Genomic DNA, 18641 nt, shown 5'->3' on the forward strand with positions numbered 1-18641 from the left:
AATGATCGACCTGTCCACGACCTACCTGGGCCTGCCGCTAAAGAACCCGCTGGTGCCGTCCTCATCGCCCCTGTGCAAGCACCTGGATACCGTGCTGCAGCTGGAAGACGCCGGCGCCGCGGCCATCGTGCTGCATTCGTTCTACGAGGAAGAGCTGATCGCCGAAGACGCGATGGCCGACCGCTTCCTGCTCCACGCCGAACTTCACGACGGCGAATCCGCCGGCTTCCTGCCCGGCCACGGCAGCTACGAGAGCGCCATCGACCGCTACCTCGAACACCTGCGCCGGGTGAAGGCGCGGGTGGGCATTCCGGTGATCGCCAGCCTCAACGGCGTCACGCCCTCGGGCTGGGTTGATCTGGGCCGCGAGATGGAAGCCGCTGGCGCCGACGCGCTGGAACTCAACGTCTATCACATCGCCGCTGATCCCGATGAGACCGGCGACGCCGTCGAAGCCCGCTATCTGGCGCTGCTCACCGAGCTGAAGCGCGTGGTGGCGGTGCCGGTGGTGATGAAGCTGCCGCCCTTCTTCGCGTCGCTGCCCAACTTCGTGCGGCGTCTGGAGGCCGGTGGCGCGGCGGGGGTGTCGCTGTTCAATCGCTTCTTCCAGCCGGACATCGATCTCGATGACCTGCAGATGGTGGATCGGCTGGAGCTCTCCAGCCCCGACGAAGCCCTGCTGCGCATCCGCTGGATCGCCATCCTGCGCGCCCAGACGCGCATGACCCTGGCCGCCACCGGCGGCGTGTATGGCTACCAGGAAGCCCTCAAGCTGCTGCTGGCCGGGGCCGACGTGGTGCATCTGGCGTCCTGCCTGCTGGAGCACGGCCCGGCCCGGCTCACCCAGATCCTCCACGACCTGCGCGCCTGGATGATGGAGCGGGAATACGAATCGGTGGCCCAGCTGAAGGGCAGCATGTGCCAGGCCAACCTGCGCGACGCAAGCGCCCTGGCCCGGCAGAGCTACATCCGGGTGCTCGACAGCTTCACCCCGCGGTCGGGGGTGTGGCGCTGACCGCGCAGGTGCATTGACAATCCCGACGGCCGCCGCAAGCATGGGCGGCCGTCGATCTTTCAGCCTGCCCATGCCGATCTTCCCCGATGCCCCGCCCGCGCTCCGTGCCCGCCTTGCCGCCGGGCTGGCGGCGCTGCTGCTGGCGGGCTGTGGCGACGAAGGGCGCACCCCCGCCGACTGGACGCCCCTCGACATCCCCAAGGGCAAGGGCTGCCCGCAGCTTGCCGGGCAATATCGCAACGACGACCCGCTGATCTTTCTGGCGCTGGTCACCCAGCATCTCCCCGACGAGGCCCGGCGCCAGCCGTGGTACGACGTGACCCTGAGCGGCGCCGTCGAGGCGGGCCTGCAGCTGCAGCTCGGCGCGCCCGGCAGCGAAGGGGCGAGCACCATCCGCCTGCAGCCCGCCGCCGAGGCCTGCCACGATGGCTGGCTGCAGCTCAGCTGGCCGTACATGCTCATCGAGCGGGACGATCCGCTTTACCGTGACGTGCAGGGCGAGGGCTACAAGGAGCTCTACGTGGCCCGCGATTCCGCCGGCAATCTGGTGGCCCGGCAGGTCACCGCCACCTACCTGGAGTTTCCGGTGTGGTGCGGCGACGGCTGCAAGTACATCCGGATTCCCTTCACCCGCAGCGAGCAAGTGCGCTGGCACCGGCTGTCGGCGATGGGTGCGCTGCCGTCGGATCGTTCCGGCCCTGCGATCGGCACGTCCGAGCTCCGGCGCCGCGTATCCACGGCGCTGCCGCCCGGCACTGTGCTTGACGGCATCGACGCCCAGGGCGCCGGCTTCGTGGCCCGTATCCGCTCCGGCGAGGAAGCCGGCGTGGATGCCTTTATGGACGAACTCTCCACCGCCCCGTGGGTGCATTCGGTACGCCGCGAGCCCGGCCCCGGCACCCGTGGCAAGGACGGGCGCTACGCCGAGCGGGTGTGGTTCAGCCTGCGCTGACGCTTCAGCGAGGGCCGGCGATGGCCCGGCGCCGCGATAAAATGGCGCGCTGAATTTTCTTAGCCTGACCCGCCCATGGAAGCCTCCACCCGCATCGTCCTCGTCACCGGCGCCACCATGGCCAAGCCGGACCCGGAAACCCACCTGCTCGTCGCCGCGCTGGCCGAGATCGGCGTCGAGGCCGTCGTCGCCCCGTGGGACAGCCCGGAAGACTGGGCCGCCTATCCGCTGGTGGTGGTGCGCACCCCGTGGGATTACTTCCGCCGTCTGCCCGAGTTCCTCGCCTGGGCCGCGGCTACCCACCAGCTCACCGCCTTCGTCAATCCAGTCTCGGTGATCGAATGGAACAGCCACAAGGCCTACCTGCGCGAGCTGGCCGCCAAGGGCATCCCCACCGTGCCCACCCTGTGGCTGGATCGCGGCGCGGCGGACGGCGCCGCCCGGCTCGCCGCCACCAGCTGGGGCGAGGTGGTGGTGAAGCCGGCCGTCTCCATCGGTGCCATCGGCGCCCTCAAGGCCCACGCCGCCGACCCGGCCTGCCAAGCCCACCTGGCCGCGTTGCTGGCCGAGGGCGACGTGCTGGTGCAGCCCTTCATCGAGAGCGTCGCCGCCCAGGGCGAGGTGTCGCTGATCTACTTCGGCGGCGCCTTCTCCCACGCCATCCGCAAGCAGCCGGCCGCCGGCGACTACCGGGTGCAGGACATGTACGGCGGCACCAACCACCCCTACCAGCCGGCCGCCGACGAGGTGGAACTGGCGACCCTGGCCCTCTCCGCCACCCCGGCCCCGACCACCTACGCCCGGGTGGACATGGTGCGTCTGCCCGATGGCCGCCCGGCGGTGATGGAACTGGAACTCATCGAGCCCGAGCTCTTCCTCGGCGTCGCCCCCGAGGCCCCCGCACGCTTCGCCGAGGTGCTGCTGCGCTGCGCCGGCTAGGCCGGATGTCCCCTGCAGGTCGGACTTCAGTCCGACAAATCGTGCATGACCAAGCCGTGGTGTCGGACTGAAGTCCGACCTACAGGACGGAGGCTCTCCGTCGTTCGCGCCCTACCGAGCCATGCGCTGGCGCACCGCGTCCAGGTTGCGACGGACGCGGGCATCGTCGGGCATCAGGCTGGCGGCGCGTTCCAGTTCGGCGGCGGCCTCGGCCCAGCGGCCGGCCTTGCCGGCGATGAGGCCGAGGGCGAAGTGCAGGGGGCCGGGCTGGCTGGATGCCGGAACGCCGTCCTGCAGCAGCTGCGTGGCCTGCGCGCCGCGGCCCTGATCCACCAGCAGCCGGGCCAGCGCGAGGCGGGCGTCGTTGCCGGACGGCAGCTGGGCAATGGCGCGGCGGTAGTGGCGCTCGGCGTCTGTCGGCTTGCCCAGGTCGAGGTACAGCTGGGCAAGATTCACCTGGGCGCTGGGCATGTCGGCCATGGCCTGTTGGGCGGTGATGAAGCCGGCGATGCCTTGCTCGCGCAGCCGGCGCTGGTCGGCGTCGAGCCGGTCCGCCGGAATGTCGGCGAGCCCCCGGGCGGCGGTGATGCGCACGGCCCGCAGCGGGTCGGCCAGCAGCGCCGGCAGGCGGTCGAGGCGCTCGGTGGCGGGGCTGATCGAGAGCGCCGCGGCGGCAGCGGTGCGCACGGCCGGGTCGGGATCGGCAAAGGCGCTGGCGGGCGGCGGGGCGCCCAGGTCGGCGAGGGTTTCGATGGCGGTGGCGCGGACGATGGCGGGCTGGGAAGTGTCGTCGATCAGCGCGGCGAGTCGGGCGGTTGAGCCGGGCTGGTGGGCGCGGGCGGCGGCGATCACTTCGCCGTAATGGGGCGGGCGTTCGCGGTGGCCGTGCTGTTTGTCGATGGCGGCCTCCAACCATTCCGGCGGCTTGTCGGCGTGGCAGCCCTGGCAGGCGTTGGGGGTGCCGATGCGCCGAGTGAGATCCGGCCGCGGGATGCGGATCGCGTGGTCGCGGCGGCCGTGGACGACCATGTAGTCGCGGCTGGGCATGTGGCAATCGACGCACTGGCTGCCGGGCTGGCCGGCGGCGTGGCCGTGGTGGGCGGGCGCGTCGTAGTTTTTGGCCTCCAGGCCGGGGAAGCGTGGGTCCGGCGCGGGGCTGTGGCAGCGCACGCACAGGGCGTTGCCGCTGGCGCGCAAGCTGCCGCCGTGGGGTTCATGGCAGTCGGCGCAGGCCACGCCGGCCTGGTACATGCGGCTCTGGCGGAAACCGCCGTACTCGAACACCTCGTCCAGCTGCTGGCCGTCCGGGTGGTAGAGGCCGGCGCGCAGGGTGTCGGGGATGAAGTTGTCGAAAAGCGGCTTGCCGGGGGCGGCTTCTTCCACGAGGCGGGTGCGCCGGGCGTGGCAGCTGGCGCATTGGTCCACCTGGCCGTGGGCGCTGGCGAGGGCGCCGTTGGGCGTCGGTATCGGCGTGGGTGTCGGTTTCTTTCCGGGCCGGCGGGCGCTGTCGGCGTGCGCCTTGGCCGGCCCGTGGCAGGCCTGGCAGCCCACGTGGCCGGCGGCCCAGGTGCTGCGGTAGCGGTCGGTGGCGTCGTCGTAGCCTTTGCGGAAAGCCGTGGTGTGGCACTCGCCGCACATCAGGTTCCAGTTCTGGAAGCGGCCGGTCCAGTGGAGCGGCGATCCGGGCGGCAGGGCGCCTTCCGGGTGGAGGGAAAACCAGCGCTTCCGCTGGGTGTCCCAGGCGACGGTGAAGGCCTGCAGGCGTCCGCCGGCCTGGGGGATCAGCACCTGCTGGAGCGGGCGCAGGCCGAAGGCGTGGCTGACCGGAAAGTCCGTCGCCTTGCCGTCGTCGCCGATGGTATTGATGAAGAGCCGCGAATCCCGGCGGAAGAAACGGGCCGTCTCGCCGGGGGCGCTGAATTGCGCATCGTTGAAGTCGCCCAGCACTGCGGCGGGGGAGGCGGGCTGCATCGCCAGATCGTGCTTGGAGCCCTTCCAGGCCGCCGCCTGCCGGGGGTGGCAGGCGGTGCACCGGGTGTCGGCCACGTAGTGGGCGCGCGGCTCTCCTGGGGGCGTCGCCGCCCCCGCCAGGGAGGGGAGGGAGGCCAGGGCGGCGACTGTAACCAGAGTGCCCAGGAGGCCGCGCATTCGGGGAGGCTCAGTTGGTGGTGGGCGCCGGGTTGCGCGGCTTCATGTTCACCTCGACCTCCAGATCCTCGTAGTACTTGGCGCCGTTGCTGTAGCCGGGCCGGTTGGCGAGGTTGTCGATCTCGAGGGTGCCGGTCTCGGCTACGTAGCGCTTCCACTCGGCCAGCATCTCCTTCAGCTTGGCCGGCTGGCTGGCGGCGAGGTTGCGGCTTTCGGTGCGGTCGCGGGCGATGTTGTAGAGCTCCCAGTCGCCGGTGCCCCAGGGCTGGTTGGCATAGACGATCTTCCAGTCGCCCTTGCGCAGGGCCTTGCGCCCGCCGAGTTCCCAGCCCACCGCGTCGTCCTTGCCGCGCACCTGCTTCGCCTTGCCCTGCAGGTAGGGCAGCATCGACTTGCCACGCAGGGGCAACACTTCGCGGCCGTTGTACTCGGTGCCCGGGTGCTTCGCGCCGGCCAGTTCGAAGATCGTCGGGGCGACGTCCATCACGTGGGCGAACTCGCGCTTCACGCTGCCGCCGCGGATGCCGGGGCCCCAGGCGATGGCCGGCACCGAGATGCCGCCTTCGTACATGAACGACTTGTACAGCTTGAACGGGCTCATCCCCACCTGGGCCCAGCCGGGGCCGTACTCGATGAAGGAGCCGGGCTTGCCGATGTTGGCGGTGCTGTTGTCCATGTCCTTGTGGATCCACTCGCGGGTGCGGCCCACGTCGTACACCGAGTTGCCGTCGGCGCCGTTGTCGGACATGAAGAAGATGAAGGTGTTGTCGAGCTCGCCCTTTTCCTTGAGGTAGGCGAGCACACGGCCGATCTGGCGGTCCATGTTCTCGACCATCGCCGAGTAAACCGTCATCCGGCGGGCTTCGGATTCCTTCTGGGCGGGGGTGAGGCTGTCCCACTTCGGCCAGTTGGGGTGGCCTTCATACACCGGGGTGTCGGCGGCGATCAGGCCGAGCTTCTTCATGCGCTCGATGCGCTCCTTGCGGAGCTTGTCGTAGCCTTCCTTGTAGCGGCCTTCGTACTTGGCGATGTCGGCGTCCGGGGCGTGCAGGGGCCAGTGGGGCGCGGTGAAGGCGAGGTAGCCGAAGAAGGGCTTGCCGGAGCCTTCGCCGTTCTTGATGTATTCCAGCAGCTTGTTGGTGAAGGCTTCGGACGAGTAGAAGCCGTCACGGGGGATGTCGATGGCCTTGCCGTTCTCGCGGTAGATGGCCTTGGGCGGCTTGGCCGGGTCCATCGCCACGATGCCAGTCTGGTCGCCCCAGTGGCTGGCGCCGCCCATCACCATGGCGTACGACTGCTCGAAGCCCCGGGCCGCCGGGCTGAACTGCTCGGCCACGCCCAGGTGCCACTTGCCGGCCATCGCGGTGCGGTAGCCGGCGTCCTTCAGCACCTGGGCCATGGGCACCACGCGCTCGTTGAGGTTGCCCTCGTAGCCGGGCTTGCCCTTTTGTTCGGGCGTGATGAGCTCGGCCATGTCGCCAAAGCCCACCAGATGGTTGTCGCTGCCGGACATCAGCATCGCCCGGGTGGGCGAGCAGAAGGGCGAGGCGTAGAAGCTGGTCATCTTCACGCCGGTGCTGGCGAGCTTGTCCAGGTTGGGTGTGGCGATCTCGGCGCCGAAGGGGCCGATGTCGGTGTAGCCCAGGTCGTCGGCGACGATGAGGAGGATGTTGGGGCGCTTGGCCGGCTCGGCGGCGCTGGCGGTGAAGGCCAGCGGCAGGGCGAGGGCGGGCAGGCACAGCTTCGACAGAAGCAGCGGAAGGGGTTTCATCGGGTGTCTCCTGGCTGTTGTTTTGCCGGCGGCTGATGGGGCTCGTCGGGTATCGCGATACTTGCACGGTATCTCGAGATTTGCATTTCCAGGTGATGCCCGTTTCACTCAGTGGAACGTTTCTCCGTTTCGGCGGCGGCCGCGGCGATGGCGGCGGCGGTGTCCTGCAGGTCGGCCAGGTGGTTGCGGACGATCTGGGCCTTCAGCCGGTACTTGCGCGGCCACACGAGATTCATCGTGGCGAGCAGCTTGCCGTCGTGAATCACCGGCACCGCGATGGCGTCGATGCCGTCGTCGGCGACGTTCATCTCCTTGTCGCCGTCGCCGCCAAAGAGCGGATCGCGGGAGGCGTAGCCCAGGCGCCGGGTCTCGTCGAGGATCGCCGGCAGCTCGCCGGCCAGCACCTGGCGGGCGCGCACCAGCACCGGTGGGTTGGCCGCGGCGTCGGCCAGCACGGCGGCGCGCTCGGCGTCGCTGCAGAAGGCGAGGTAGGCCCGCCCGGGGGCCGACAGGATCATCTCGACCCGGAATCCGATGGCGTACACCGCCACGTTGAGGTGGCTCTGGCGGCGGGAGGTCTCGACGATCTCCATCTTGAAGTTGCGATGCACCAGCACGTCCGACGGCCAGATCACCTTGCGGCGCAGGGCTTCGAGGAAGGGTGCGGCGATCTCGCCGATGCGCAGCAGCTCGTCGTCGATGCCCGGCCGGAAGATCAGCGACACCCGGCGCCGGTAGCGCCCGTCGCCGATGGCGCGCCAGGCAAAGCCGCCCTGCTCCAGGGTGTCGAGGATGCGCAGCAGGCTGGCCTTGGGGATGCCGGTGGCCCGGTGCAGCTCGGCCAGCGACTGGCCGCGGCGTTCTTCGAGGCTGCGCAGCACCTCCAGCCCGCGGGCGAGGGCGTCGATGGTCTTCATGCGCTGCGCCCGCGGGTGAGCAGGGCTTCCCGGGTGACGGGGTTGTCCAGTTGCTCCAGCCACCACTGGATCGCCTTGCCTGGCGCCTTGGACTTGCGCCACGCGTAGCTCAGCTGGAAGTTGCGGGTCTGGCGCTCGACCGGGCGCTCCACCAGCCGGCCGCTGTCGAGGAAGGGGCGGGCCATGCACTCGGGCAGGAAGCCGACGCCAAGGCCGCGCAGCTGGGCGTCGAGCTTGGTGGGCAGATCAGGCACGGTGAATACGTCCTGCCCTTCCAGCAGGCCGTAGGTGACGCCGCCGCCGCGCTGGGTGGAATCGGCCACCGCCACGGCGCGATGGGCGCGCAGCGCCGCGTCGCTGATGGGCTCGGTCGACTGGGCGAGCGGGTGGTGGGGCGCCACCGCGAAGATGAAGCGCAGCTCGCCCATCGGGCGGGCAAGCAGATCCAGCGCCGGCGCCGCCGGGACGACCAGCCCGAGGGCCAGATCGGCCTGGCCGGAGGTGAGCGCCTCCAGGGTGCCGGAGAGCACCTCGTCGCGCAGGCGCAGGCGGGTGGGCGGCGCCATCGCCAGAAAGCGCGCGCACAGCTCCAGCAGCGTGCTGCGGTTGATCACCCCGTCCACCGCCACGGTGAACTGCGGCTCCCAGCCGGTGGCCACGCGTCGCACCCGGTTGGCGACCGCGTCGATCTCGCCCAGCAGCCGGCCGCCTTCGCGCAGCAGTTCGTGGCCGGCCTCGGTGAGCCGGGCCTGGCGCGAGCTGCGGTCGAACAGCAGCACATCCAGCGCGTCCTCGATCTGGCGCACCCGGTAGGTGAGGGCGCTGGGCACCATGCTCACCGCGCGGGCCGCCGCGGCGAAGCTGCCGGTGTCGGCGATGCGCTGGAGCAGGGCGAAGGCCTCGGGGGTGAGGACGTCCCGCGGGGTGGGTGAGTTTTGGGGCATGAGTGGCTTGATCGTTCAGATATTTTGAATGATGCCATCAAAGCCCCTGCACCGCGAAGGCATCGGCGGCGACCACAATGGCTTCACCAACAGGAGACAACGCCATGCTGAACATCCGCCGCTCCCACGATCGAGGCTACGCCGACCACGGCTGGCTGACCAGCCACCACTCCTTCAGCTTCGCCGGCTACTTCGACCCGGCGTGGACGGGCTGGGGCAACCTGCTGGTCATCAACGAGGATCGCATCGCCCCGGGCACCGGTTTCGGCACCCACGGCCACCGGGACATGGAGATCATCAGCTACGTGCTCGACGGCGAGCTCGCCCACAAGGACAGCATGGGCAACGGCACCGCGATCACCCCCGGCGAAGTCCAGCGCATGAGCGCCGGCCGGGGCGTGCGGCATAGCGAGTTCAACCACGCCGCCAACCGCCAGACCCACTTCCTGCAGATCTGGATCGAGCCGAGCGAGACCGGCATCGACCCGGGCTACGAGCAGAAGCGCTTCGCCGACGCCGACAAGCGCGGCCGCCTGCGTCTGGTGGCCTCGCCCGACGGCGCCGACGGCTCGGTGACGATCCACGCCGACGCGCGCCTCTACGCCGGGCTGTTCGACGGCGCCGAGGCCGCCACGCTGGCTCTCGACCCGGCCCGCAAGGCCTACGTACATCTGGTGCGCGGCCGGCTGACGGTGAATGGCCAGGCGCTTGCCGGCGGCGACGCCGCGCTGCTCTCCGGCGAGGCCAGCCTGGCCCTCACCGGCGGCGAGGATGCCGAAGTGCTGGTCTTCGATCTCGCCCCCTGATTTCCCACTGCACACCCCAACCCCAGAGAAAAGGAACCCCACCATGTCCAGGATCGTCGTCGTCTTCCATTCCGGCTACGGCCACACCCAGCGCCTCGCCGAGGCCGTCGCCAAGGGCGCGGGCGCTGATCTCGTCGCCATCGACGCCGAAGGCAACCTGCCCGAGGCCGCGTGGGCCAGCCTCAACGCCGCCGACGCCATCGTGATGGGCAGCCCGACCTACATGGGCACCGTGAGCTGGCAGTTCAAGAAGTTCGCCGACGCCTCCAGCAAGGCCTGGTTCACCCAGGCCTGGAAGGACAAGGTGTTTGCCGGCTTCACCAACAGCGCGTCGATGAACGGGGACAAGCTGGCTACCCTGCACGCCTTCTTCACGCTGGCCATGCAGCATGGCGGCGTCTGGGTGGGCACCGGGATGATGCCGTCCAACACCAAGGCCGCCCAGCGCGACGACATCAACGTGCTGGGCTCCTTCGCCGGCGCGATGGCCCAGACCCCGGCCGACGCCAGCCCCGACGAGATGCCCGCCGGCGATCTGGAAACCGCCCGCCTGTTCGGCCAGCGCGTCGCCGAGGTGACGGAGCGCTTCAAGCGCTGATCGCGCCGCGGCGAGCAACAAAAAAGCCGCCCCTGGCCATGCCAGTCGGGCGGCTTTCTGCCGGGTGCGGCAGCGTGCCTCAGTGCAGGTCTTCTTTATCCGGCGGAACCGGCAGCACGGGGATGCCTTCGTCCATCAGCTCGAGCAGGTCGCTGCGGTTGGCCTTGCCGCGGATCGCGCGCTCTTCGGCGTCGCCCCGGTGGATGCGGCGGGCTTCCTCGGGGAAGCGCTCGCCCACGTCTTCCGACTGGCTGGCGGCGCTGCGCAGGGCTTCGACCAGCCGCGCGGCGATGGCGGCCGGATCGGGTTCGGGCAGCACCGGCGCCGAATGGGCGCTGGTCTGCACGTAGGGGGCCGACGGCAGCCGGCGCACTTCGCGGGAATCGCAGTGGGGGCAGTTGACGAGCCCGGCGGCCCGCTGCTTCTCGAAGGCGTCGCCCGAGGCGAACCACGCCTCGAAACGGTGCTCCTGGTCGCAGATGAGGTCGAGGACGATCACGAAAATTGCCTTCAGTAAGTGGTGCCCGGAACGGGACTTGAACCCGTAAGCCTTACGGCGGCGGATTTTAAGTCCGCAGTGTTTACCAATTTCACCATCCGGGCGGCAGCCGGCTTACTTGGGCTGTTGTTCGGGCAGCGTGATGTCCACTTCGAGGATCTCGTAGTTGTCGCGCTTGCCGAGCTGGACCTTGATGTCGTCGGCGGAGACGTTGACATACTTGGAGATGACCTCGATCAGCTCGCGCTGCAGGGCCGGGAGGAAATCCGGCGTCGGCTGGTTGGCGCTGCGCTCGTGGGCGATGAGCAGCGACAGACGCTCCTTGGCCACCGAGGCGGTCTTGGGCTTGGAACCGAAAAAGTAGGAGAGGAGGGACATCTCACTTGCCTCCGAACAGACGCTTGAGCAGGCCCGGTTTTTCGTAGGCGACGAAGCGCAGGGGGCGATCTTCGCCGAGGAAGCGCGCGACCACGTCCTGATACGCGGTGGCGACGTCGCTGTCCTTCAGGTGGATGGCCGGCGTGCCCTGGTTGGAGGCCTGCAGCACGTCGTCGGATTCGGGGATGGCGCCGATCAGCGGGATGCGCAGGAGCTCCTGCACGTCCTTGTAGGACAGCATCTCGCCGTCTTCGACGCGCTTGGGCGAGTAGCGGGTGACGAGCAGGTGCTCCTTCACCGCCTCGCGGCCTTCGATGGCTCGGCGGCTCTTGCTTTGCAGGATGCCCAGGATGCGGTCGGAGTCACGCACCGAGGAGACTTCCGGGTTGGTGACGACGATGGCTTCGTCGGCGAAGGTGAGGGCCATCACGGCGCCACGCTCGATGCCGGCGGGAGAATCGCACACCACGTAGTCGAAGCCCATGTGCTCGAGATCCTTGAGCACCTTCTCGACGCCTTCTTCGGTCAGCGCATCCTTGTCGCGGGTCTGGGACGCGGGAAGGATGAAGAGGTTCTCGCAGTGCTTGTCCTTGATGAGGGCCTGGTGCAGGTTGGCTTCGCCATTGACCACGTTGATGAGGTCGTACACCACGCGGCGCTCGCAGCCCATGATGAGGTCGAGGTTGCGCAGGCCGACGTCGAAGTCGATCACGGCGGTCTTGTAGCCGCGCAGGGCCAGGCCGCTGGAGATGCTCGCGCTGGTGGTGGTCTTGCCGACGCCGCCCTTGCCGGACGTTACTACGATGACGCGTGCCACGATGTTCCCTTCGGTGTTGATTCGCTTCAGTCGTACTGGAGCGGATTGATTTCGAGAGTATGCAGATTGTCCGAGCCGGTCAGCCGGACCTGGGCGCCACGCCCGGCCACGGCTTGCGGGATGCCGCGATCGAAGGTGCGATAGACGCCGGCGATGGAGACGAGCTCGGGACCGAAATTGGTGCTGAAGATGCGCGCCGAGGTGTCGCCGCGGGCGCCGGCCAGGGCGCGGCCACGCAGCGGGCCGTAGCAGTGGATGCTGCCGTCGGCGATGATCTCGGAGCCGGGGCTCATGCCGGCGAGCAGCACCAGGTCGCCACCCTTGGCGTAAACCTGCTGGCCGGAGCGCAGCGGGCGATCGACCACCAGGGTGGGCGCGTGGGCGGGTTCGCTGCCGGCGGCGGTCTGGGGCGCGGGTTCGGCATCAGGGGCCGGCGCCGGCGCGGGTTCGGGGGCAGGCGCGGGGGCCGCGACAGGGGCCGGCGGCGGCGGGGTGACCGTGCGTTCGGCCGAGAAGCCTTCGTTGCCGAGCACCGCCAGGCCGGCGCGGCGGGCGCCTTCATAGAGGTGCTCGGGCAGGTGGCGCACGCCCACCGGCTGGAGCTGGTAGCGGCGCAGCAGACTCAGCAGGCCGGTCCAGTCGATGCGGTCGGGATCGGCGGCGAGCTGGCCCAGATCGAGGATCGCCGGTTCGCCGGCGAAGAAGTCGGGCATGCCGCCAAGCATCATGTGCAGGGCGTCGGCGAGACGCACCGGGTCCGTGTCACGGACGTAGGCGGTCATCACTGCCAGGCTGGCGCCCTTGAACTCGATCAGTTTGCCCTGCAGGGATGATGCTTCGGCCATGGATTTTGGGTGCGGATGCGCGGACTAAAACCGCCCAAGTCTACTTTTGACACAGGTTTAGGGCAAGTCCGCCGGGCCGCGGGCCCGGAATCAATGCAGGGTGCGGGGTTCGGCGGGCTCCTCGGCGAACAGGGCGGCCACGTCTTCGGCGTCGAGACGGTATTCGTGGTTGGAAAGGTCGTCGTGGATCAGCACCGTGCCGTGGTCGGCGAGCACGGCGTCGAGTTCGGCCCGGCCGAGGGAACGCAGCATCGAGCGCACCTTCTCCCAGTCGAGCGGCCAGTGGTGGGTGACCTCGCGGGCTTCGAACAGGCGCACGGTTTCCTGGTGGAACAGGCGGGTGAGGATCTCCTCGGGGGCGAGGCCCAGCAGCTCGTCGCTGCGCAGGGTGGCGGCGAGGCGGGTGACCCGGTCCCAGCCGTCCGGGTCTTTGTTGTCGGCGTCGGGCAGCTTCTGCAGGAAGAGGCAGGCGGCGCGGTTGCCGGAGCAGGCGGTGTGCAGCACGGCGGGCTGCTGTTCGGATTGGGTGAGGTAGTGCTCGAAGATCGCGGCGATGGTGTCGCCTTCGATGGGTACGTAGCTCTGGTAGGGGTGGCGCAGTTCGGGCATGTCGAGGGACAGCAGGAGCTGGCCGTCACCGATCAGCTCGCCGACGCCGGTCTTGCCGACGGCCTCGTCGGACGACTTGGCGTGCCCGCGCAGGTTGAGGGTTTCGGTGATGTCCACCACCAGCAGATTGACCGGGCCGTGGCCCTGCAGCTGCATGGTGAGCCGGCCGGGCTGCTTGAGGTTGCCGCCGATCACGCAGCCAATGGCGCTCATCTCGCCGAGCAGGTTGCGTACGGCGGTGGGGTAGTCGCGGTTGAGCTGCATGTCCTGCCAGACGTCGTCGAGCAGCACGATGGCGCCGCGGATGTCGAGGTCGTCGAGGAGGAAGCGTTGGACGTAGCTGCGGGATTCGCTCATTCGGAGGCTCCGGCGGGGGTGACGAGGCTGGCGTAGAGGGCGGGGTCGAAGCCGACCAGCAGCTGGCCGCCAGCGGTTTCGAGCACCGGGCGGCGGATCAGGCTGGGGTTGGCCTGCATCAGCTGCACGGCCGCGCTCTGGGTGTCGATGGCCTGCTGTTCGGGGGTGAGCTTGCGCCAGGTGGTGCCGCGGGTGTTGATGAGGGTCTTCCAGCCGATGGCCTTGCTCCAGGCGTGGAGCCGGCCGGAGTCGATGCCGGATTTCTTGTAGTCGTGGAACTGGTAGGCGACGCCGTGCTCGTCGAGCCAGGCGAGGGCCTTCTTCATGGTGTCGCAGTTCTTGATGCCGTAGCAGGTGACGGCGGGCGTGGGGAGGCTGTCTTGCATGGAGCGGGCCGGGTTCGGCCGGGAGGTAAATCAAAGACGGCTAGTTTAAGCGACAGCCGGGCCAGACCCAAATCTCGCCCCTCACGCGGCCTGGAGCAGCCTGAGGCAGGGCAGCGACGCGGCCAGATCTAGCGCGGTGAAGTCGTCGTGGTTGGCGAGCCGTGGGTTGGCGCCGCGCTCCAGCAGCAGCTGCACCAGATCGGGCTTGCTGTTGGAGGCCACGTACATCAGGCAGGTGGCGCCGGTGTCGTTCTGGCGGTCGATGTCGATGCCGGCCTGGAGCAGGCGGTCGATGATCGCGTGGCTGCCGTTGTAGCAGGCCAGCCACAGGGCGTTGCAGCCGTCGGCGTTGGACACGGCCACATCCACGCCCCAGGTGAGGAGCTCATCCACCACGTCGAGCCGGCCTTCCTTGGCGGCGCGCATCAGCGGCGTGAAGCGCCGGTCCGGCTGCAGGGCCGAAGGCCTGGCGGGGTCGAAGCCGTGGGTGGCGAAGTATTCGGCGAGGGCTGGGGTCATGAATTGTCCTGTTGTCGTTGAGGATAGGGTGGGCTGGTCTCGATGCGCGCATCCGTCACCGGCGTGCCCACGGTGAAGTGATAGACGCTCTGCCAGCGGGTGCCGGCGAGGCCGAAGGCCTGATGCACCGGCTCGTCGAAGAAGCAGCCGATGCCGGTGCCGCGCACGCCGGCGGCTTCGGCTTCGAGGTACAGCACCTGCCCGACGATGCCGGCCTCGCGGAGCAGGCTGCGGTAGGCGTGGCCGTCGCTGCCCAGGCGGGCGAAATCCGCCACCATGCCCAGCGAGAAGGCGCTGGTGGAGGCGATGTCCTGATGGCACGACAGGGATCGAGCGAGGCGCTGGACTTCCTGCAGCCCCAGCGCCGCCAACTGGACGAGGCCCAGGTGGGGCGGGCAATCCGGCGCGAAGTCCGCCGCCGCGCGCGGCGTGCCCAGGTCGGCAGGGATCGCCGCGTCCGGCGTGCGGGGCAGCAGGTAGAGGCCGGTCGGCAGGCCGTCCACGCGCATCACGAAGAGCAGCAGGTGAATCGCCGGGTCGGCCTCCTGGGCGGTGAAGGGTGCGCGGGGGCGGGGCAGCAGGGCGTCGAGCATCCGGTAGAAGTCTGCCCGGTGCAGGGTCTGGCGCGGGTCGAAGCGCTGGCCGCTGCGGCGCTGGCGGATCAGCCTTGAGGCGCCGATCATGGCCGGGTGCGGCGGCAGCGCGGGCAGCGGCGGAAACACCGGGTGCAGCGCCGGCAGTGCATCCTCCGGGCGGCGGCTGAAGCGGGCGGCCTTGTCGACGATCGGCCAGCGGTAGCCCGGCGACGGGTCGATGGCGCTCGGGCGGCCGTGCCAGCTAGCGGGGGCGATCCAGTCCAGCAGCGCCGGCCCGGTGGGCAGGGCGTGGATGCCGGGGGCGCGGATCGCCAGCAGGATCTCGGGCTCTTCGTCTTCGGTGAAAGAGAAGCGGCCGGTGGGGAAGTCCTCCTCCCGATCCAGCCCCAGCAGCCGGGCGAGGGTGCCGGAGGGGAGCGTCAGCGGCGCGACCTTCCAGCCGAGCAGCGCCGCGGCGTAGGCCAGCGCCGCTACCGCGTGGCCCACGTCGAGCTGGCAGTAGCGGAAGGCCCGCTCGCCGTACTTCCATGCTTCGCGCCACATCACGCTGGAAAGCCCCACCGCCAACCAGCGGCCGCCATCAGGGGCGACGAGCGCGCGGCCTTCGAGGGCGTGTTCCTCGGGGTCGTAGTGATGCAGCCCGTCGGCCACCCCTTCCACCCCCGACGCCAATACGTAAGCCTCGACCGGATGCAGGTTGCCCGACGACGGGTTGCAGCGCAGCGCCCAGCGGCTGGGGCCCCAGCTCTTCCACGCGGAGAGGCCGAAGGCCAGCTCCAGCAGCGCGCCAAGGCTGGTCGCGTCCGCCGGGATGGGCGTTGCCGGCGGCGCATCCAGATCGCCGAAGGGCCGCTCGAAGCGGTCGGCAGCCAGCGGCAGCAGCGAAACCGGTGCACCGGCGTAGTGCCGGAAGGCGGCGGGCTGGGCGTCCCAGTCGAGCTGACCGGGGCCTTCGGCGAAGGCCTCGAAGCGGTGGCGGGTGCGGGCGTGGTAGGCGGCGAGGGGGTTGTCGGGGGCGACGGGGTTTTGTGGGATATCCGACACGATTGGCGTTTCCGGTGGGTTTGGGCTTCTTTTAGCAAAGGCCATGCCTGCGAGAAATCAAGCAGTTAGCGACGCGCGGGCGCTGGCGCGCGGCTGGCACCATCTCTGCAAGGGGAAGGGGAAAACACCCACAACACCCAACAACCCCCACTTCGCAGAGACCCAACCATGGATACCAGAAGCAAACCCCCGGTGACCCGGGAAGCCGCCCTGCGCATCGCCCTGGCGGCCCGGGCCATGCCCAACGCGTCCTTGTCGAGCCTGATCGAGCTGCTGCAGCGTCGGCTGGGCGACGAGATCGACGAGGAGATGCTCCGTCAGGTCACGGTGACGATGCTCAAGACCGGTTTCGCCAGCGCGGATGGCGAGGAGGACGGCGAGGACATCGGGATCGGCCTTGAAGCCATGAAGCTGGCGGTGCGCATCCTGTGGGGCGACACCCAGGGCGACGACTCGCTGCCCAAGATCGAACCCTACGACGAAGGCGACATGCCTGGCTCGGTGCGGGTGGCGGTGGCCTCCGACAAGGGTGACACGCTCTCCGGCCACTTCGGATCGTGCCTGCGCTTTCTGGTGTACCAGGTGTCGCCCGACGAGATCCGCCTGGTGGACATCCGCGACACGATGGACGCCGACCTGGCCGAGGACAAGAACCTGTGGCGCGCCCAGCTCATCGGCGATTGCCACGTGTGCTACGTGGTGTCCATTGGCGGCCCGGCGGCGGCCAAGGTGATCCGCGCCGACATCTACCCCATCAAGATCGCCGACGGCGGCCCGGCGCTGGAGATCGTCTCCCAGTTCCAGAAGGCGATGGTCGATTCCCCCCCGCCCTGGCTGCTCAAGGTGCTGGGCGTGGCGGCAGAAAAGCGCCTGAAGAACTACAGCGCCCAGGAAGAGGAATGAGCCCTCCGGCGCTTTGCGGCACCGGCCGGGTGTTGGCCCGGCCAGCAGCCTCGGCTTTACACCCGCGCCATCTGCGCCGGCGACAGCCCCACCTGCGTGGTGAGCGTGCCTTCGTCGCCGTTCCACCACAGGGCTACCCAGGCGGTGCCGTCCGGGTCGATGCGTTCGACCTCGCAGACGGCGCCGATCATGTCCTCGAACATGATCAGCTCGTCCTCGTCCAGATCGGGGTCGAGGTTGATTTCGAGGACGCGGACCGGATCGCCAATGGCGACGGGCGTGCCCTTGTGGTCGATGGTGGTGGCTGGCATGGCTGGCTCCGTGGGGTTGGCTTGAATGTGCCTGGCGATGTCGGCAAAGCGACAGCCGCCGGGGTTTTGAACGGTGGCGTGCAATCGGCGTGCCACCCCGTCTGATCGAAGCTCGGGAGCGAACATGAACAAGATTGGCCTTTTCTTCGGCACCGAAACCGGCACCACCCGCCTGGTGGCCAAGAAGCTGCACAAGAAGATCGGCGAGGACATCTGCGACAAGCCGATCAATGTCAACCGCATCACCCCCGCCGAGATGCTGCAGTACGACGCGCTGATCCTCGGCACGCCCAGCTACGGCGAGGGCGACATCCCCGGCAAGGGCGCGTCCGGCTGCTTCGAGCCCAACTGGGAGGAGTTTCTCGCTCAGTTCGACACCGCGCCGGATCTCACCGGCAAGCGCGTCGCCTTCTTCGGCCTCGGCGCCCAGGAGCGCTACTCCGAGCGCTTCTGCAGCTCGCTCTTCGCGCTCTACAAGGTCTTCAAGGATTGGGGCGCCGAGATCGTCGGCGACTGGCCGACCGACGGCTACACCTTCGCCCACTCGGCGGCGGTGGTGGATGGCCGCTTCGTCGGCCTCGTCATCGACCAGCGCACGCAAGGCATGTTCACCGACGAGCGCATCGACACCTGGCTGGCGCAGGTCAAGCCCCTGCTTCTGGAGAAGACCACCGCGGCCGCCTGAACACCCTGTAGGTCGGACTTCAGTCCGACAACACGGCCGGTTCGGGGGTGCTCTTGTCGGACTGAAGTCCGACCTACAGACCAACCCGGCCTTTGCTTTCCAACTATTCCCGATGAACTCGCAAGAGGAACCACCCATGACCTACCACTGCATCCCCGCCGCCGACGCCGTGGCGCTGATCCGCAGCGAACCGGGCGTTGCGCTCATCGACGTGCGCGACATGGCGAGCTACCAGCGCGGCCACATCGACGGCGCCGCCCATCTGGCCGAAGACCGCTTCTTTGCCTGGACGCGCCGCCTCGACAAGGCCGCGCCGGTGCTCATCTACTGCTACCACGGCAACGCCAGCAAGACCTACGCCCAGATGTTTGTAAGCGTCCAGCCAAGTCATCTCCTCAGTCGCTCGTAATCCCCTGACGATCATGTCCTCCAACACCATCTTCTGGAGGACACATGGACGCTTCAACAGTCAATCTTCCCACCGCCGGTCGGCGTCGTGGTCGGTACAGCGACACCTTTAAGGCAGAGATCGTGGCCGCGTGCAAGGCACCCGGCGTTTCAACGGCTGCGGTTGCGCTGGCCAACGGCCTCAATGCCAACCT

The 18641-nt window shown here is 69.0% G+C and carries 22 protein-coding genes and 1 tRNA gene; 9 read left to right on the top strand and 14 right to left on the bottom strand.

What is annotated here, in order from left to right; genetic code table 11:
* Position 1: 1 nt before the first annotated feature.
* The 3 genes from GH681_RS10170 (at position 2) to GH681_RS10180 (ending at position 2906) form a co-directional block, all read left to right on the top strand.
* Positions 2-1015 carry a dihydroorotate dehydrogenase-like protein gene (locus GH681_RS10170; RefSeq protein ID WP_153161361.1) on the top strand — a complete coding sequence of 338 codons (1014 nt, stop codon included), beginning with the start codon at positions 2-4 and terminating at the stop codon, positions 1013-1015.
* 70 nt (positions 1016-1085) lie between these two features.
* Positions 1086-1967, top strand: coding sequence for a hypothetical protein (locus GH681_RS10175; protein ID WP_153161362.1), 882 nt, complete (start codon positions 1086-1088; stop codon positions 1965-1967).
* 75 nt (positions 1968-2042) lie between these two features.
* Positions 2043-2906 carry a RimK family alpha-L-glutamate ligase gene (locus GH681_RS10180; protein ID WP_194271198.1) on the top strand — a complete coding sequence of 288 codons (864 nt, stop codon included), beginning with the start codon at positions 2043-2045 and terminating at the stop codon, positions 2904-2906.
* A gap of 111 nt (positions 2907-3017) precedes the next feature.
* Here the strand turns inward: GH681_RS10180 and GH681_RS10185 are convergent, their stop codons facing one another.
* The 4 genes from GH681_RS10185 to GH681_RS10200 all read right to left on the bottom strand — a co-directional run bounded on the left by GH681_RS10185 (position 3018) and on the right by GH681_RS10200 (position 8686).
* Positions 3018-5054 carry a cytochrome c3 family protein gene (locus GH681_RS10185; RefSeq protein WP_153161363.1) on the bottom strand — a complete coding sequence of 679 codons (2037 nt, stop codon included), beginning with the start codon at positions 5052-5054 and terminating at the stop codon, positions 3018-3020.
* A gap of 10 nt (positions 5055-5064) precedes the next feature.
* Positions 5065-6825 (bottom strand): arylsulfatase, encoded by a 1761-nt coding sequence (locus GH681_RS10190; protein WP_153161364.1) that lies wholly within the window; start codon positions 6823-6825, stop codon positions 5065-5067.
* 104 nt (positions 6826-6929) lie between these two features.
* Positions 6930-7742: a helix-turn-helix domain-containing protein gene (locus GH681_RS10195; RefSeq protein ID WP_153161365.1), complete on the bottom strand. Its 813-nt coding sequence runs from the start codon at positions 7740-7742 to the stop codon at positions 6930-6932.
* The gene (locus tag GH681_RS10200; RefSeq protein ID WP_153161366.1) at positions 7739-8686 is read right to left on the bottom strand and encodes a LysR family transcriptional regulator; all 948 of its coding nucleotides are present in this window, start codon (positions 8684-8686) and stop codon (positions 7739-7741) included. Before GH681_RS10200 ends, GH681_RS10195 begins: the two co-directional genes overlap by 4 nt.
* A 104-nt stretch (positions 8687-8790) precedes the next feature.
* On the opposite strand from GH681_RS10200, the gene GH681_RS10205 reads away from it, so the two are divergent.
* Both GH681_RS10205 and GH681_RS10210 read left to right on the top strand, forming a co-directional pair.
* Positions 8791-9492 (top strand): pirin family protein, encoded by a 702-nt coding sequence (locus GH681_RS10205; protein ID WP_153161367.1) that lies wholly within the window; start codon positions 8791-8793, stop codon positions 9490-9492.
* A 43-nt stretch (positions 9493-9535) separates the two neighbouring features.
* On the top strand, positions 9536-10090 hold the full coding sequence (locus tag GH681_RS10210; RefSeq protein WP_153161368.1) for a flavodoxin family protein: 555 nt from the start codon (positions 9536-9538) through the stop codon (positions 10088-10090).
* 79 nt (positions 10091-10169) lie between these two features.
* Here GH681_RS10210 and GH681_RS10215 read toward each other — a convergent pair whose 3' ends face one another.
* The 9 genes from GH681_RS10215 to GH681_RS10255 form a co-directional block, all read right to left on the bottom strand.
* Positions 10170-10589 carry a DUF1178 family protein gene (locus GH681_RS10215; protein ID WP_153161369.1) on the bottom strand — a complete coding sequence of 140 codons (420 nt, stop codon included), beginning with the start codon at positions 10587-10589 and terminating at the stop codon, positions 10170-10172.
* Positions 10590-10608: 19 nt separating this feature from the next.
* A tRNA-Leu gene (locus tag GH681_RS10220) sits at positions 10609-10693 on the bottom strand.
* 10 nt (positions 10694-10703) lie between these two features.
* The gene (gene minE / locus GH681_RS10225; protein ID WP_153161370.1) at positions 10704-10967 is read right to left on the bottom strand and encodes a cell division topological specificity factor MinE; all 264 of its coding nucleotides are present in this window, start codon (positions 10965-10967) and stop codon (positions 10704-10706) included.
* A gap of 1 nt (position 10968) precedes the next feature.
* The gene (gene minD, locus GH681_RS10230) at positions 10969-11784 is read right to left on the bottom strand and encodes a septum site-determining protein MinD (protein ID WP_153161371.1); all 816 of its coding nucleotides are present in this window, start codon (positions 11782-11784) and stop codon (positions 10969-10971) included.
* Between the two features lie 26 nt (positions 11785-11810).
* A complete protein-coding gene (gene minC, locus GH681_RS10235) occupies positions 11811-12629 on the bottom strand; it encodes a septum site-determining protein MinC (protein ID WP_153161372.1) in 819 nt (272 codons plus the stop codon).
* Between the two features lie 90 nt (positions 12630-12719).
* Positions 12720-13595: an Hsp33 family molecular chaperone HslO gene (locus GH681_RS10240; protein ID WP_153161373.1), complete on the bottom strand. Its 876-nt coding sequence runs from the start codon at positions 13593-13595 to the stop codon at positions 12720-12722.
* Positions 13592-13981 carry an ArsC family reductase gene (locus tag GH681_RS10245; protein WP_153161374.1) on the bottom strand — a complete coding sequence of 130 codons (390 nt, stop codon included), beginning with the start codon at positions 13979-13981 and terminating at the stop codon, positions 13592-13594. Before GH681_RS10245 ends, GH681_RS10240 begins: the two co-directional genes overlap by 4 nt.
* Before the next feature lie 81 nt (positions 13982-14062).
* Positions 14063-14500, bottom strand: coding sequence for an ankyrin repeat domain-containing protein (locus tag GH681_RS10250; protein WP_153161375.1), 438 nt, complete (start codon positions 14498-14500; stop codon positions 14063-14065).
* Entirely contained in the window at positions 14497-16140 is a 1644-nt protein-coding gene (locus GH681_RS10255) for a SagB/ThcOx family dehydrogenase (protein WP_228111858.1), read from the bottom strand. The genes GH681_RS10250 and GH681_RS10255 overlap by 4 nt, the downstream gene beginning before the upstream one ends.
* A 168-nt stretch (positions 16141-16308) precedes the next feature.
* On the opposite strand from GH681_RS10255, the gene GH681_RS10260 reads away from it, so the two are divergent.
* Positions 16309-17043: a dinitrogenase iron-molybdenum cofactor biosynthesis protein gene (locus GH681_RS10260; protein WP_153161376.1), complete on the top strand. Its 735-nt coding sequence runs from the start codon at positions 16309-16311 to the stop codon at positions 17041-17043.
* Between the two features lie 56 nt (positions 17044-17099).
* On the opposite strand, the gene GH681_RS10265 is transcribed toward GH681_RS10260, so the two are convergent.
* Positions 17100-17354 carry a hypothetical protein gene (locus GH681_RS10265; protein WP_153161377.1) on the bottom strand — a complete coding sequence of 85 codons (255 nt, stop codon included), beginning with the start codon at positions 17352-17354 and terminating at the stop codon, positions 17100-17102.
* A 124-nt stretch (positions 17355-17478) separates the two neighbouring features.
* Here GH681_RS10265 and GH681_RS10270 point away from each other — a divergent pair, with 124 nt between their 5' ends.
* The 3 genes from GH681_RS10270 to GH681_RS24120 all read left to right on the top strand — a co-directional run.
* Positions 17479-18039, top strand: coding sequence for a flavodoxin (locus GH681_RS10270; RefSeq protein ID WP_153161378.1), 561 nt, complete (start codon positions 17479-17481; stop codon positions 18037-18039).
* 136 nt (positions 18040-18175) lie between these two features.
* Complete coding sequence (locus GH681_RS10275) at positions 18176-18448, top strand: rhodanese-like domain-containing protein (protein ID WP_153161379.1); 273 nt, start codon at positions 18176-18178, stop codon at positions 18446-18448.
* Between the two features lie 44 nt (positions 18449-18492).
* Positions 18493-18641, top strand: a 149-nt coding sequence (locus tag GH681_RS24120; protein ID WP_153161380.1) for a transposase, incomplete at its 3' end; no start/stop codon positions are given.

Source organism: Zoogloea sp. 1C4, from assembly GCF_009469605.1.
Lineage (GTDB): Bacteria > Pseudomonadota > Gammaproteobacteria > Burkholderiales > Rhodocyclaceae > Zoogloea > Zoogloea oryzae.